Annotated in this window: 12 protein-coding genes; 11 read left to right on the forward strand and 1 reads right to left on the reverse strand. The window is 50.4% G+C overall.

Annotated features, from left to right (window positions below):
- The first annotated feature begins 216 nt into the window (after window positions 1-216).
- The 11 genes from JOE49_RS10500 to JOE49_RS10550 all read left to right on the forward strand — a co-directional run bounded on the left by JOE49_RS10500 (window position 217) and on the right by JOE49_RS10550 (window position 12,891).
- Window positions 217-1,932 (forward strand): IucA/IucC family protein, encoded by a 1,716-nt coding sequence (locus JOE49_RS10500; RefSeq protein WP_245248613.1) that lies wholly within the window; start codon window positions 217-219, stop codon window positions 1,930-1,932.
- Window positions 1,920-3,704 (forward strand): IucA/IucC family protein, encoded by a 1,785-nt coding sequence (locus JOE49_RS10505; protein WP_209941041.1) that lies wholly within the window; start codon window positions 1,920-1,922, stop codon window positions 3,702-3,704. The genes JOE49_RS10500 and JOE49_RS10505 overlap by 13 nt, the downstream gene beginning before the upstream one ends.
- Complete coding sequence (locus JOE49_RS10510) at window positions 3,701-4,477, forward strand: HpcH/HpaI aldolase family protein (RefSeq protein WP_209941042.1); 777 nt, start codon at window positions 3,701-3,703, stop codon at window positions 4,475-4,477. Before JOE49_RS10505 ends, JOE49_RS10510 begins: the two co-directional genes overlap by 4 nt.
- Window positions 4,474-5,727 carry a type III PLP-dependent enzyme gene (locus JOE49_RS10515; RefSeq protein WP_209941043.1) on the forward strand — a complete coding sequence of 418 codons (1,254 nt, stop codon included), beginning with the start codon at window positions 4,474-4,476 and terminating at the stop codon, window positions 5,725-5,727. Before JOE49_RS10510 ends, JOE49_RS10515 begins: the two co-directional genes overlap by 4 nt.
- A complete protein-coding gene (locus tag JOE49_RS10520) occupies window positions 5,687-7,609 on the forward strand; it encodes an IucA/IucC family protein (RefSeq protein ID WP_160789141.1) in 1,923 nt (640 codons plus the stop codon). The genes JOE49_RS10515 and JOE49_RS10520 overlap by 41 nt, the downstream gene beginning before the upstream one ends.
- A 218-nt stretch (window positions 7,610-7,827) precedes the next feature.
- The gene (locus JOE49_RS10525; protein WP_023987184.1) at window positions 7,828-8,169 is read left to right on the forward strand and encodes an iron-sulfur cluster biosynthesis family protein; all 342 of its coding nucleotides are present in this window, start codon (window positions 7,828-7,830) and stop codon (window positions 8,167-8,169) included.
- A 415-nt stretch (window positions 8,170-8,584) separates the two neighbouring features.
- Entirely contained in the window at window positions 8,585-9,142 is a 558-nt protein-coding gene (locus JOE49_RS10530) for an SLOG family protein (RefSeq protein ID WP_071559229.1), read from the forward strand.
- 157 nt (window positions 9,143-9,299) lie between these two features.
- Window positions 9,300-11,165, forward strand: coding sequence for a rhamnogalacturonan lyase (locus tag JOE49_RS10535; protein WP_028542068.1), 1,866 nt, complete (start codon window positions 9,300-9,302; stop codon window positions 11,163-11,165).
- 175 nt (window positions 11,166-11,340) lie between these two features.
- Window positions 11,341-11,574 carry a hypothetical protein gene (locus tag JOE49_RS10540; RefSeq protein ID WP_023987187.1) on the forward strand — a complete coding sequence of 78 codons (234 nt, stop codon included), beginning with the start codon at window positions 11,341-11,343 and terminating at the stop codon, window positions 11,572-11,574.
- Window positions 11,575-11,685: 111 nt separating this feature from the next.
- Window positions 11,686-12,555, forward strand: coding sequence for a DL-endopeptidase inhibitor IseA family protein (locus JOE49_RS10545; RefSeq protein WP_023987188.1), 870 nt, complete (start codon window positions 11,686-11,688; stop codon window positions 12,553-12,555).
- Between the two features lie 90 nt (window positions 12,556-12,645).
- Window positions 12,646-12,891 (forward strand): HPr family phosphocarrier protein, encoded by a 246-nt coding sequence (locus tag JOE49_RS10550; protein WP_023987189.1) that lies wholly within the window; start codon window positions 12,646-12,648, stop codon window positions 12,889-12,891.
- Between the two features lie 77 nt (window positions 12,892-12,968).
- Here JOE49_RS10550 and JOE49_RS10555 read toward each other — a convergent pair whose 3' ends face one another.
- Window positions 12,969-13,757, reverse strand: a complete 789-nt coding sequence (locus JOE49_RS10555) for a formate/nitrite transporter family protein (protein ID WP_013308962.1) — start codon at window positions 13,755-13,757, stop codon at window positions 12,969-12,971.
- Window positions 13,758-13,816: the final 59 nt, after the last annotated feature.

Here is a 13,816-nt window from a genome sequence, read left to right on the forward strand (position 1 = left end):
CAAGCGGTGGCATCCATCCAGCATTCCGCTGCTGGTCAGCAGTGTAGGTACTCTAGATGGATTGGTCTGCTAATGGTTCAACGGGTCAAAACACCAGCAGATACGGCCAGATGGGCGGCACTGAAAGAGATTAGTATGGGTCTCGGCTGTGCCATCCTGTGACCTTGTCCCTTGTTTTATTTATAACCCGAAAGAAGGTTGGCAACATTGTTCGAGATGGAAAACAGGCTCAGGTCTGAAGCAGAGCAGCAGGCGAATATACACTCTTGCAAGCTGCTGCTCAATTGTTATATCCGAGAGCTTTCGGTGGAGAAGGAGGGCGACATTCAGATTGATCCGAATGCGATGACGTACGCAGTTGCTTTTCAGGCCAGCGGGGTGACGATAACCGGACAATTAGCGTATTACTCGGCTATGGGAGAGCATGAGTACCGAAGCGTACAACAGCGCGGGCAAGCAGTGCATTATCAGGACCTGGTTCGCTGGATCACACGGGAGTTGAGTGAAGACACGGCGTATGGAAACAGCCGGCATGAGCAAGGCAGGTTGACCCATGCGGCTGATGTGCGTGATTTTGCGGAAAAGGTAGATAACAGCGTGAATAATCTTGCGCTGTATATCGAGCAGGCTGCTGGACTTGGCATATATGATTACTGTACTTCTGAACAGTCTCTGGTATATGGTCATCCCTTTCACCCGTTTCCGAAAAACTCCAAAGGCTTCACCGAACACGACGTACGGATGTACAGCCCAGAACTGCGTACCTCGTTCCAACTCTGTTACGTTGCTGTGAGGAAGGATGTGTACATGCAGGAATGGGTGGATGATTACACTAGGATCAATCTGCATGCCAGCCTGCACGGGCATGTGGAACAAGCTTGGGAAGCAGAGTGGGGTGAGCATGGGGATGAGTATGAACTACTGCCTATCCATCCCTGGCAGTATGCGTACGTGTTGGGCTTGTCCGAGGTCCAGCAGTATATTCTGGATAAGAAACTCATTCCGATGGGCAGCGGCGGGCCGAAGGCCTACCCGACCTCCTCGGTACGCACCGTCTATATTCCAGAGCTGAATTGCAATATCAAGCTGTCGCTAAACATGCAGATTACCAACATGATTCGCACCAATAGTGCGGAGCAGATGCGAAGGACGCTGGACGCCTCCAGGTACGTCAGGCAGCAGAATTGCTTCGGTGCAGATCAGCATACGCAGATTGCCTATGAGACAGGTGTAGCTACTTGTGACTTTCAGGAGGGAGAATTAACGAGTCTGTTTACCGTCGCATACAGACCGATTGAGTTTGACCCGGAATGTACATATGTCCTGTCGAGTCTGGTAGAAGCCCCCTTGCCGGGAATGCAATCACGACTTATGACGATGCTGGGTGGCGTACGTGCTGAAGCCGAGCGCTGGTTTGCACGTTATCTGACCTTGTCTTTGCTGCCCATTGTACGAGCGGCCGGAGAGCGCGGCATTCACTTTGAAGCTCACTTGCAAAATACTCTCGTGACGCTAAGGGACGGAATGCCTGAGGCATTTATCGTGCGTGACTTGGAAGGAGTCAGTGTCGATGAGGAGCTGATCCATGAAGTGGATACCGATCCCTCCAGATTGTTGTTTTATCCACGGGACAAGGCTTGGGCGAGGACATCCTATTACTTTATCATCAACCATCTGGGTTCCCTCATTCATGCAATGGCAAGGGATGTGAACGTACCGGAGGAGCATTTCTGGGCAAAGGTCCGCGAAGTGCTTGTGAAGGAACTGGATCGAACTGGAAACGTGTATGTGCAGCATTTGCTGACCGCGGACAGTTTTCTGGCGAAACAAAATCTGGTGAGCTGTCTCAGGGGGATCAGTCAGACCCCGGCGTATGTGCCGGTGAGCAATATAATGAACCGAATAGGGAGTGAAGTGGCGTGGGGTTCATAGGGTACAGGGCTGAGAAAGGTCACAAGACGGCAGTATACACGGATGTACAGGAACGGATCATGCGGCAGGCACTGGAAGCCATGTGGTTCGAGGGTATCCTTGACTGTAAGGTGGATGGGAACGAATGGCGCACTGTGGGGCGGAATACGTCAGGGCAGGCTGTGACATACAGCTGTGAGGCGGAACAGAAATTTTCATTTGGCCGAGTGAAGGTGGCGAAGGGTTCGATTCGAAGAGAGGGTGCGCCCTGCACCGATCTGGATCTGTTTCTGGAGGAAATGGTACTGAACCTTCTGGAGGGTGCGAATGTGACGGCCTTCATTCAGGAATTGCTGGAGACGATGGCGAAGGACAGTCAGTGCCGGGCTTTGCTGTCTGAGAAGATTCCGGATGAAGACCTGCACTATGATGCCCTCGAAAGCCATATGAGCGATGGTCATCTCTACCATCCAAGCTACAAATCGAGGCTTGGCTTCACCCTAAAAGACAATCTTGCCTATGGTCCAGAGTTTAACTCGGATGTGACCGTATACTGGATTGCCGTGAAAGAAGGACTTGTGCAAACGTCTCTTTCCACAGGCTACACGTCAGAACAGTTGGTGAGACAACATCTCACAGAGGAGGATATCAGCCGATTTAATCGGATACTTCAGTCGGAAGACACGGAGGGTAACCGCTATATATTCATTCCTGTTCATCCGTGGCAGTGGGAACACCAGCTGGAATCGGTGTTTGCCCGGCAACGAATGGACAGAGATATCGTTTTTCTCGGCCCTTCGGACTCAACCTATCGCGCCCAGCAGTCCATTCGTTCCCTGTCGAACCGGATGAATTCGAAGGCACCGTATCTCAAGCTGTCGCTGAGTATTACCAATACATCGAGCATACGCATTTTGGCACAGCACACGACCCAGAATGCACCGCTAATCAGCGACTGGCTGGAAGCACTCATTCGAGAGGATGAGTTGTTGCAACGGGAAGAGTTTTCCATTCTGAAAGAGATCATGGGACTCTCGCTCCGGTACGAGAATTTGCCTGCAATCCAGTATGGACGGGCGTATGGCACAACAGGGGCGATCTGGCGTGAAAATGTATCTGTTCATCTGCAAGAAGGCGAGACTGCCTGGCCCTTAAATGCACTTATGCTGGTACAGTCGAACGGGGTACCGTTTATCCATGGTGCAGTTGAGCATCATGGCATTCAGAAGTGGAGTGAAGCGCTCGTTAGAACGGTATCGCTGCCTATTATTCATCTGCTCTATGCACACGGCATCGCGCTGGAATCGCATGCCCAGAATATCATTTTGGTGCTGGAAAATGATCTGCCGAAACGGATCATCATCAAGGACCTTCATGATGGTGTCCGCTATGTACCCGAGAAGCTGCTGAATCCAGAACGAGCCCCGAAGCTGCACCCCGAACCGGAGACCCACCGCAAGTTCAATCGGTATTCCTTTATCTACGCGGGTGACGTGTCGGAAGTCCGGGACTATACGTATGATGCGTTCTTTTTTATTTGCATGACGGATATTGCGCTGACGCTGGAGAATTTCGGTCTGACGGAAGAAGCGTTCTGGCAGCTGTGCGCGGCCACGATTGTGGACTATCAGCGAGAGCACCCGGAGTACGAGGAACGGTTCGAGTGGTTTGATCTTTTTGCCGAGGATGCGCTGATTGAAGAGATGACCAAGCGCCGCCTGTATGGGGATGGGGAACTGTATTTCCGTAAGGCCAGCAATCCGCTGAAGTTGGCGAAGGACGTTCTCGGATGAGAACCAACACGCTGAAGGAGAAAATTGAACGTAAACAGCCGGTGTTTGGCCTCTTTGTCTCTATCCCACATCCGGTCATCATTGAGATGATTGGACATGCGGAGTATGATTTTGTAATTATCGACCTGGAACATGCCGCAACGAATATGGAATCGGTGGAAGAGCTGGTTCGTGCTACGGAGCTGGCAGGAATGACCCCGCTGGTACGCATCTCGAAGGTAGAGCGAACAGAGATTCTAAAGGTATTGGACTGCGGCGCACAAGGCATCGTCATACCTCATGTGGAACAGCGGAAGCAGGTGGAGGAAGTGGTTCGTCATGCGTATTATCATCCGCTTGGCATGCGGAGTCTGAACAGTGGGCGTCCGGGGGTATTCGGCAAGTATCCACTCACCGGGTATATTCGGGAAGCGAATGAACAAGTGATGGTTGTACCGATGATCGAAAGTGTGGAGGGCATCCGGCAAAGTGCGAGCATTCTGTCTCATCCCCAGGTGAGCTGGGTACTAGAGGGGGCGGCAGACCTGTCGCAATCACTTGGTGTACCGTGGCAGACGGAACATCCAGACGTGCAGCGTGCGCTAGGCGCATTATACGAAGCCACGAAGCAGTGCCAGGTACCGTATGCAACGGTGGCCAGAAGCAAGAAAGGCATGGCGCTGTGGGCCGAACGAGGGGTATACATATACGTGTTGGGCGATGACCGGAATACGGCTTTTCGGGCATACGAACAGAAACGGAATGACTATGGAAATGCGGGTGGACTGACATGAAATCAAGCGTATGGAATATGATTCATGAACTGCAAAGGGATAGTGAAGACCCGGTATGTGCTTATGTCTACGATCTGGCTGGTATTCAGGAGCAGGTCCGTCACATGCTGCACACGCTGCCCAGAGGCACACGGCTGTTCTATGCCATAAAGGCCAATCCGGATTCCCGAATTATTGAGGCTTTGCTGCCCTGGGTTCACGGGTTCGAGGTAGCTTCCATTGGCGAGTTGCTCAAGGTGAGGAGCGTAAGTAGCGAGGTTCCAATCCTGTTTGGCGGTCCAGGGAAAAAGGAGAATGAGTTGAAGCAGGCTATCGAGCATCAGGTGAGTTTCATTCATGTGGAGAGCCTGCTGGAACTGCGGCGTGTCATCGCCATTGCTACAAGGAGAGGAGAGGAAGTCCGCATTCTGTTGCGGATCAATCTGAGAAGCAGCACATTGCCACGGACCCGGATTGTAATGGGCGGTGGTCCGAGTCCATTCGGCATGGATGAGGAGAGCGTGGAAGAAGCAGTCCGGGTCATTCGTGAGGAAGGCGCGGGTTCGGTGCGTTTATGCGGATTTCATTTTCACTCGTTATCGAACAATGTAGACGCAAGACTGCATGCCGAGATGATCGAGCTGTATTTGCAAAAGGTGGAGATGTGGCAGCAGGCATATGACCTGCATCTTGAAGTAATTAACGCCGGAGGCGGGTTTGGTGTCACATATGATGGTAGCCCCGGGTTCGACTGGTCCCTGTTCACATCCCTGATTGAGCGAAGTGAGGCCAGAGGGCGCCTTGCTTCATGCGGCATACAGTTGTATTTTGAGCCGGGTCGCATGCTTGTCGCTGACCACGGTTATTATGCGGCAGAGGTTACGGACATCAAAACATCGCATGGTCAGCATTTTGCCGTGTTAAGAGGGGGTACACATCATAATCGTTTGCCCGCATCATGGGGACACAACCATCCGTTTCACATTATGTCTACGGACCGTTGGGGGCATTCGTTTGCAAGACCAGAGGTACGGGACAACAAAGTTCACGTGGTCGGAGAACTGTGCACACCCAAGGATCGTATGCATTCAGATGCGGAAGTAGAGCGGCTGCGGGTAGGCGATATTGTTGTATTCGAAAAGTCGGGAGCCTATTGCTGGACCATCTCGCATCATGATTTTCTGGGTCATCCGCACCCGGCATTCCATTATTTGACGGAGGACAATAACCATGTCAACAGTGATGAAGCGTGCCAGTCTGCAAGACGCTGAGCGCCGGATTATGGAGGATCTGATCAATGCATTTCTGGCCGAGCAATTGCTTCCGCTGGAAGGGCATCCGTTCATTGAACTCTCTACTTCACCAGAACCGTTCCGCCGAATGTTTCTGGGGGATGGTAATGGAGGTCCTTCGCAGAGCAGATGGGGAACGGGGAACGGAACCGACGGCAATGTCGCAGGTAAGGATAAGCAGGATGAGAATGGGGCAGGTAGACATAGTGGACAGCTTATGCTGCATCAGAAAGGGATTTTGTTTCTGGTGAAAGCAGGCAAAAGGCAGGGATATCAATGGGTACAAGGTTCACCCGTCTATGGAGAGACACCGGATGGAGGCTGGAAGCTTCTTGAATCTCCAGCAGTCGTAGGACAGGCTGTGCTTCGGATGACGCTTTCGGATGAAGCATACGCGCATCCCGGGGTTGCGGAATTCTTCGCAGGCGTGAAAATAGCCACCGAGCAATTGGCACTGGGACTCCAGCAGGTACAACGTCTGAGAGAACAAGTTCCGTTCAATGCCTACGATTGGTTTATCAAGGGAGAGCAGGTTGCAGCGCTGCGAGATCGTCCATTTCACCCCACCTCCAAGGCCAAGGTGGGGTTCACAGAAGCGGATGTGACCCGGTATGCAGCGGAATTCAGGAAGGAGATCCCGCTGCGATGGGTGGCGGTGCGTTGGGATGCCGTACAACAGGGATGTGAGGAAGGGCTGTCCACACTGGATGTACTGGATGAAGAACAGCGGAGCAGGCTGGAAGCAGAATTGGCCCGGAAGGGCCTGAATCTGCAAGAATACATGCCCATGCCAGTACATCCATGGCAGATGGAACATATCATCTTGCCACGTTTCAACGGAGAGATCGCGGACGGTACCATCGTTGTACTGGATATTGAATTGGGAGAGGTTCAGGCGACATCGTCCCTGCGCTCGATGGCCCCGATGGAAGAATCCACACAGATGCTCAAGCTTCCGGTCAGTGTGTTATCTCTTGGGGCCGCCCGCTATCTCCCGGTAGTGAAGCTGCTGAATGGTCTGGCTGGGGAGAAGATGTTACGACAGGCGGTGGCCTGCGATGAATCGCTTACAGGTAAAGTGTGGCTCTGCGAGGAACGGAACTGGTGGGGATACATGCCGGAATCCATGGGATTGTTCGATGATCATCCTCGCCATCTGGCCGCCCAGATTCGCATCTATCCGCCAAAGTTGCTGGAAGAAGGTATGCAGGTCATTCCCATGGCTGCGCTTGGGGTGACGCTGGAAGGTCGCCATATGTTATCCGACCTGCTGGGCAGAGAGTTAACCAGTGAAGAGGTTATAGGATTCTACACCGATCTGACGGCGTTATTCTATGATGTGGTGATGCGGCTGTTCAAGGTAGGCGTTGTACCCGAAATTCACGGTCAGAACTGCTGTGTGGTCCTGCGGGACGGACGGGTGAACGGCCTGTTATTCCGTGACCACGACTCCGTACGTTTGCATCAGCCGTATCTGGACAAACACGGCATTGCGGACCCAGGTTATCATATCCGGCCGGGATACTCGAACAGCTTGTATAATGAGACGATCCGCAAGCTGATCTTCTACGTGCAGTCGCTGGGCACGCAGGTGAACCTAGCTGCGATTATGGAAGCGCTAAGCGAGGTGTATCCTATCCCGGAAGCGAAATTATGGGATATCACCGAGCAGGCGTGGAAGGAAGCGCTACGGGTGGTGCCGCTTCCTGAAGCTGACCGGGCCGAGCTGTTCCAAGCGGTATTCGAGAGCAGGGAATGGCCGGTGAAGCTCATTGTCCGTCCGCTGCTTGAAGCGGACGGGGTGCCTGGGGCGATGCCATCGGGCAAAGGCACAGGTCATAATCCTTTTTACAAAGGATAGAAGTTGTGACTAGAATGTTGGTTTAGATAAGATGAGAGATGACGGAGGTGACCCGGTGTAATCGGGTTGCCTTTTTATGTAAGAGTTCATTGATAGCAGTGAGTGCAGTCACATAGACACATTCGAAAACATGACTATAATGAACACATAGTTAAAATTTAGTCTTTATGGAGCTGACGGTTCCAAACATCTCATTTACAAAGGAGAGAATTCATCTCATGAGCATACATTTAGAATTGGATTCCTTGTCCGTTGAAAGACTAGAATTGGCTCTTTCAGGACGACCGGGAATGTTCAAGTTGTTTTATGACACCGAGGATTGTGGATGCAATGGCGTACTCGTCATCTTGGTTGTCACTACACCGAATACAACTGATAAAGTAGTTCAGTCTGAGCCTTATTCTTTTTGGGTAGATCAGCAGCAGGAGCAGCAGTTCGATAGCAGAATGCGGCTTGAGGCAGACCCTAGTTACCCGTCATTCAAGCTAAGTAGTGATGCCGGTTTATTTAGTAGCAACATTAGAATTAAAGATGTCCGCATAAAATCGTCTGAGGAGTGATAGGGAATGGAAAAAAATAATCTTACCCAATTTCAATAATATCAGGAGAACAAATTCACCAAACGTATTATTCGTAAGGAAGCGGCGGTAGTCAAAGGGGATATCATTCATATCACTGGGGACGAGCATTTTGCTTATCGCAACGGCGCAGATACCACGTCCAGCCTGTATGTCGTTTTAAAGAAAATACCAAGTGAGGATTATGCTCAGAAGAGATAATAGGAATTCATTAGGCACCCAAAAAGCAGTTCTGAATGACACCAAACTCCAAAAGACGAACCTGATCCAGCCCAATTGGAAGAGGTTCGTCTTTTGCGTTATATTCAATTCGTTCCTCCAAAAAATGAAGTGTTTAGTGGTCTGCTCTGAAGTGGTACAATAACCTTTATGATAATCGGAGAAGGACGTTGAGAAGATGAAAAACTTGCTTGTTTCGGGCTATCGTGCCCATGAACTGAATATTTTCAGTCAGAAGCACGAAGGCATTCCATATATTAAAAAGGCGATTGCAGGCAGGCTTATTCCCCTGGTCGAAGAAGGGTTGGAATGGGTGATTACCCCCGGCCAATACGGGGTGGACTTGTGGGCCTGTGAGGTCGTTACTGCACTAAAACAGCAATATCCCCACCTCAAATGCTCTATTATGATGGCTTATCAAAATATGGAAGAAAAATGGAAAGAGGACAAAAAGGAATATTTTGAGCAGATTTGTGCCGAAGTTGACTATGTGGGAGTAGTCAGCCGCCAGCCTTATCAGGGAATATGGCAACTTAAGGCACGGGATGAACTCCTTTTCCGCAAAACAGACGGTTTATTGCTTGTTTACGATGAGGATGCGGGAGAGGGCAGCCCACGTTTTATGAAGGAACTTGCATTGAAAAAACAACAGGCAGAGGGCTATCAGTATATCAGCATCAGTTCGGAGGATATCCAGAGCATTGCGGATGAAGAACGATTATTCATGGACCTCTGATTTTTAAAGCATTAGCCCGGATTTTTGAACAAAAAGGACGTATTCGTCCCTTTACATTTATGTAAGCGCTATCATAAAATTTAAATAACAATAACTTATCAGTCACATAAAATAAATCTATTGAAAATACAAACCATGAAAGGAGCTAATGATTCAGATGAACAAAAGGTTTCGGTATACTGCGTTGCTCTGTCTCGGTGTAATGTTGAGTGGAGTGGTCACCCCGATGGATAGCCAGGTCTCTGCTGCCTCTACGAGGCAAATGGAAAAGCTAAGCCGGGGAGCTGTCGCTGTAAAGGTGCCTGAGGGTGTACTGGTGAGCTGGCGCTTGCTGGGCACGGAAGCGGATTCGGTCGGCTTTAATTTGTACAGAGGGACAAGCAAGGTAAACGATGCGCCGATTACATCGAGAACCAACTTTTTGGACAAGGCAGGTACGACCTCATCTTCGTATACCGTTCGTGCCGTGGTCAATGGAGCAGAGCAGGCTGCTTCTCCTGCGGTGAAGGTATGGAACAACAACTACCTGGATGTTCCGATCCAGCAGCCCGCGGGAGGCACAACTCCGGATAATGTGAACTACACATACCATGCCAATGATGCCAGCGTAGGGGATCTGGATGGGGATGGCGAGTATGAGATTGTGTTAAAATGGGACCCTTCCAATGCCAAGGATAATTCGCAATCCGGTTATACGGGAAATGTATTTTTGGATGGCTACGAGCTGGATGGAACACGCAAATGGCGGATCGACCTGGGACGGAACATACGGGCTGGAGCTCACTACACGCAATTTCTCGTCTACGATTTTGATGGAGATGGTAAAGCAGAGATCGTATGTAAAACAGCAGACGGCACGGTAGATGGTGTAGGTGTAAAGATTGGGGACGCTTCGGCTGATCATCGAAACACGAGCGGATATATTTTGCAAGGTCCTGAGTTTCTAACTGTGTTCTCAGGTGATACAGGCAAGGCTCTTAGTACGATTGACTACGTGCCACCGCGCGGAACGGTATCGAGCTGGGGAGATAATTATGGTAACCGTGTGGATCGTTTTCTCGCCGGGGTTGCTTATCTGGATGGCGTGAGACCCAGCATAGTGATGGCACGTGGTTATTACACCCGCACCGTTCTGGTCGCATATGATTGGCGGAACGGTAACCTGAGCCGACGCTGGACCTTTGACAGCAACAGCTCCACCAATGCCGGGACGGCTGGACAGGGGAACCACAGTTTGAGCGTGGCGGATGTGGATGGAGATGATAAGGATGAGATCGTGTATGGCTCGCTGGTTGTAGACGATAACGGAGCGAAGCTGGCTAACACGGGGATGGGACATGGAGATGCACTTCATGTTGGCGATCTGGACCCCGACCGTTCAGGTTATGAAGTGTTCAAGGTGAACGAGGACAAAAATGCCACCTACGGAGCTGCCATGTACGACCCGCGTAATGGAAATATTTTATGGGGCGTAAATACAGGCAAGGATACCGGAAGAGGCATGTCGGCAGACATTGACCCGCGGACCAAAGGGAACGAGCAGTGGGCACCGGGTATTGGTTTGCGTTCAGCCAAGGGGCAGCTCATCACCAACACGCTACCGTCTTCCATTAATTTTGGCATCTGGTGGGATGGGGATCTCCTCCGTGAACTGCTGGATCATACCTCATCAAGCGCTGGAAAGATAGACAAGTGGAACTATACGAACTCGACTACTTCCAACTTGCTTACGGCAACAGGAACGAGTTCCAATAACGGAACCAAAGGAACACCGTCCTTGCAGGCCGATCTCTTCGGTGACTGGCGTGAGGAAGTCATTTGGCGCAAAAGTGATAATTCGGCGCTGCGGATCTACACAACACCATACGAGTCAGAACATCGATTCTATACGCTTATGCATGATCCAGTGTATCGCCTGAGTGTTGCCTGGCAGAACGTAGCTTATAATCAGCCGCCGCACACCGGGTTTTATCTCGGAGAAGGGATGTCCAAGCCCCAGCAACCGAATATATATACTCCTTGATATGTCGTTCGAAAGTGGTCTGAAAGCAGGTAGAATGAACAAAAACAGAGAGGGCTCCTAGCTAATTGGAGCTCTTTTTGTCATGAGAGCCCAAAAGATAACGTATGATTTCCATAAAAATGGGAACATTAGTTCTTATTGATGGAACATATGTATGAAAAAGGAGGCGGAATCTGTGAGTTCTTTAACGACAGAAGGCATGATCGAGCTCGTAACTAATGTCGGATTCCCTGCTGCATTGAGTCTGATTCTGTTAAAATACATCCTCGTCACTTTGAGTCGCAGATTGGAGGAGCTGGACCGATCTGTTAAGCAACTGTCACTATCCTTGGAAGAGATGGAGGCAAAGCAGTTGAAACAATCAGAACAGCCGTCCCCGGCAAATACGGACAAACTTCGTGCAGAATGAACAAAAAAAGGCAAATAGAAACAATTTAGCAACCCAATCGAGAAGCGAAATTCTTATAATAGAAACGTGTGCAGTTTATGCAGACATATGATTATGGAGGTGTATATGAGTATGAAAATAAATACGAAGCTATCCGCGCTGTGCATTGCGGCCACACTAATGAGCGTGGCACAGGCCGCCGCTGCCGCGCCCGCCGTGACCGCTCCAGCGGAAGCGACGCAACCGAGCGTGGCCAATCCGGCTGCATCCGTCCCAGCCCAGGTGCCAGCACCAGCAGCGTCTGCATCGGCTACGATGCCAGCCCCGGCGCAAGCGCCATCGGTTCCAGCCGCCTCGACCCCGGCTGCAGCCGCAGGTTCTGCCAAAGCCGCTACACCAGTAGCTCCGTCTGCACCAGCACAGCGTCCATCTACATCGGTAGCACCAGCGGCTGCTCCGTCCGTACCGTCGACTGTGAAGCCGTCTAAGCCGCAACAGCCGTCCACTTCGGCGCCAGCAGCCGCGGCTACCAGCGTGAAACCGACGCAGCTGGACAAGCTGAACCACGAGAGTGCGGTTCCGCTAGTGCTGGAGGCGCAGTCTCGTTATCAGTATGCGATTAGTGGTGGCAGCCCGGTAGGTGAGTCGTTCCAGTTGAACGGTAAAAGCTACCGCTATCTGTCCGAGGACATCGGCACGAAGACCAAATTGATCAGCTATCTGACGCAGGCTTACACAAAGCAGGCCAGTGAGCAATTTGTCGGTAAATTTTTCGTTGAAGTTAACGGCAGGTTAGCTCAGTTGAACGCAGATGGTGGCAATTTGCTAGAGTTCAGCCGGGCTACGGCGAAAATGGTAACCATGACTCCGGTGAAGCGCAGCTACCTGCTAACCGTGCCTTATCCGGCAGAAACCAAGCAGCCGAATGCGAAAATCACCGTGAATTTTGAAAAGGTCGGCAGCTACTGGAAAATCAGCTCCGCGCCGCATGTCATTTTCTAAATTAAGATTTTGCAACAGGCTTCATATGGGGTAAAGTGATGTTAAGGCTTGTTTCGTAAGCCCCAATTCAATACAGGGGAGTGCTGTGCAATGATGACACCCATCAAGGTAAAAGACGTGAAGGATATTGAAAAAATCAATCAAATCGTTTCGAATTATACCTATGACATCTGGATTCATGGCAAAAGCGGCATGGCAGATGCCAAATCCATTTTAGGCATGTATGTGCTGAAGCTGGATGAGCCGCTAACTCTGGTTGTACCTGACAATGTTAATCCCAAGAAGCTGTTCAAGGAGTTGGAGGAGTTTATCCATTTTCCTGCTCAAGAAGGATAAAAGGCAAGAAAGCACCTGCTCTATTACTAAAATAAAGCAAAGAAGCCGTGGAACCAAAGTCCCACGGCTTCTTTTTTTTAGTGTTCTTCCTCGTCCAAAAACGGGAGATTCACCGAATAGTACATAACCCCCATAAGCAACACGCCACCAACCAGATTTCCGAGCGTAACCGGAACGAGATTATGGATCACGCCAGCGACAGAAACCGTACCCGGATGATCCAGCACGAGCGCAATGGCGAAAGTACACATATTAGCCACGCTATGCTCATATCCCGAAATGAAAAAGCAGAATACAAACAGCATCATGGCAAACATCTTTGCACCATTTTCCTTCATAAACATTGGAACAAAAAAGGCAAGACAGACCAGCCAATTACACAAAATAGCTCGGAAGAATAGCTGCATTGCAGGCGCTTCCATTTTATGCTCAACCACGTTCAGTAGAAAGCTGTTCACGCTGGAGGAGTCAAACAGCCCGGTCAAGTAAATAAGGAGTGCAAATACCCCTGCACCCAGCAAATTACCGCCATAGCTAGCAGCCCATAATCGAAGCACCTGCCCCCAGCGCAGCTTTTTACGGAGCGCAGCATACGTGTAATAGAAGGTGTTACCTGTAAACAAATCCCCGCCGCCGTAAGCGATTAGAATGATGGCCGCTCCGAATGTGAGCGCCGCCATGGGATAAGTGAATGGAGAATGCTCCATGTAAAAAAAGTTGCCCGTCTTGAAGGCTACAATAACGCCGAACCCGATGAACATACTCGCCAGCATGGAACGTGCCAAATACCGGAGTAGGCTCTGCTTGTAAATTTTGTACTTCTTCATGGCTAGCTGTTCGACATTGCGTAAGCCTTCCGTCTCCATATTTAAGGACAACCTCCTATTTTCTCATATGTAAGTCTTTAAACAGACTTTATTTTTCC

Origin of the sequence: Paenibacillus sp. PvR133 (assembly GCF_017833155.1) — a bacterium.
Classification (GTDB): Bacteria; Bacillota; Bacilli; order Paenibacillales; family Paenibacillaceae; genus Paenibacillus; species Paenibacillus polymyxa_B.

Excerpts from the sequence above, each read along its gene's own strand:
- JOE49_RS10500 (WP_245248613.1), top strand. The coding sequence starts at position 217 with ATGGAAAACAGGCTCAGGTCTGAAGCAGAGCAGCAGGCGAATATACAC.
- JOE49_RS10510 (WP_209941042.1), top strand. The coding sequence starts at position 3,701 with ATGAGAACCAACACGCTGAAGGAGAAAATTGAACGTAAACAGCCGGTG.
- JOE49_RS10515 (WP_209941043.1), top strand. The coding sequence starts at position 4,474 with ATGAAATCAAGCGTATGGAATATGATTCATGAACTGCAAAGGGATAGT.
- JOE49_RS10520 (WP_160789141.1), top strand. The coding sequence starts at position 5,687 with ATGTCAACAGTGATGAAGCGTGCCAGTCTGCAAGACGCTGAGCGCCGG.
- JOE49_RS10525 (WP_023987184.1), top strand. The coding sequence starts at position 7,828 with ATGAGCATACATTTAGAATTGGATTCCTTGTCCGTTGAAAGACTAGAA.
- JOE49_RS10530 (WP_071559229.1), top strand. The coding sequence starts at position 8,585 with ATGAAAAACTTGCTTGTTTCGGGCTATCGTGCCCATGAACTGAATATT.
- JOE49_RS10535 (WP_028542068.1), top strand. The coding sequence starts at position 9,300 with ATGAACAAAAGGTTTCGGTATACTGCGTTGCTCTGTCTCGGTGTAATG.
- JOE49_RS10545 (WP_023987188.1), top strand. The coding sequence starts at position 11,686 with ATGAAAATAAATACGAAGCTATCCGCGCTGTGCATTGCGGCCACACTA.
- JOE49_RS10550 (WP_023987189.1), top strand. The coding sequence starts at position 12,646 with ATGATGACACCCATCAAGGTAAAAGACGTGAAGGATATTGAAAAAATC.
- JOE49_RS10555 (WP_013308962.1), bottom strand. The coding sequence starts at position 13,757 with ATGGAGACGGAAGGCTTACGCAATGTCGAACAGCTAGCCATGAAGAAG.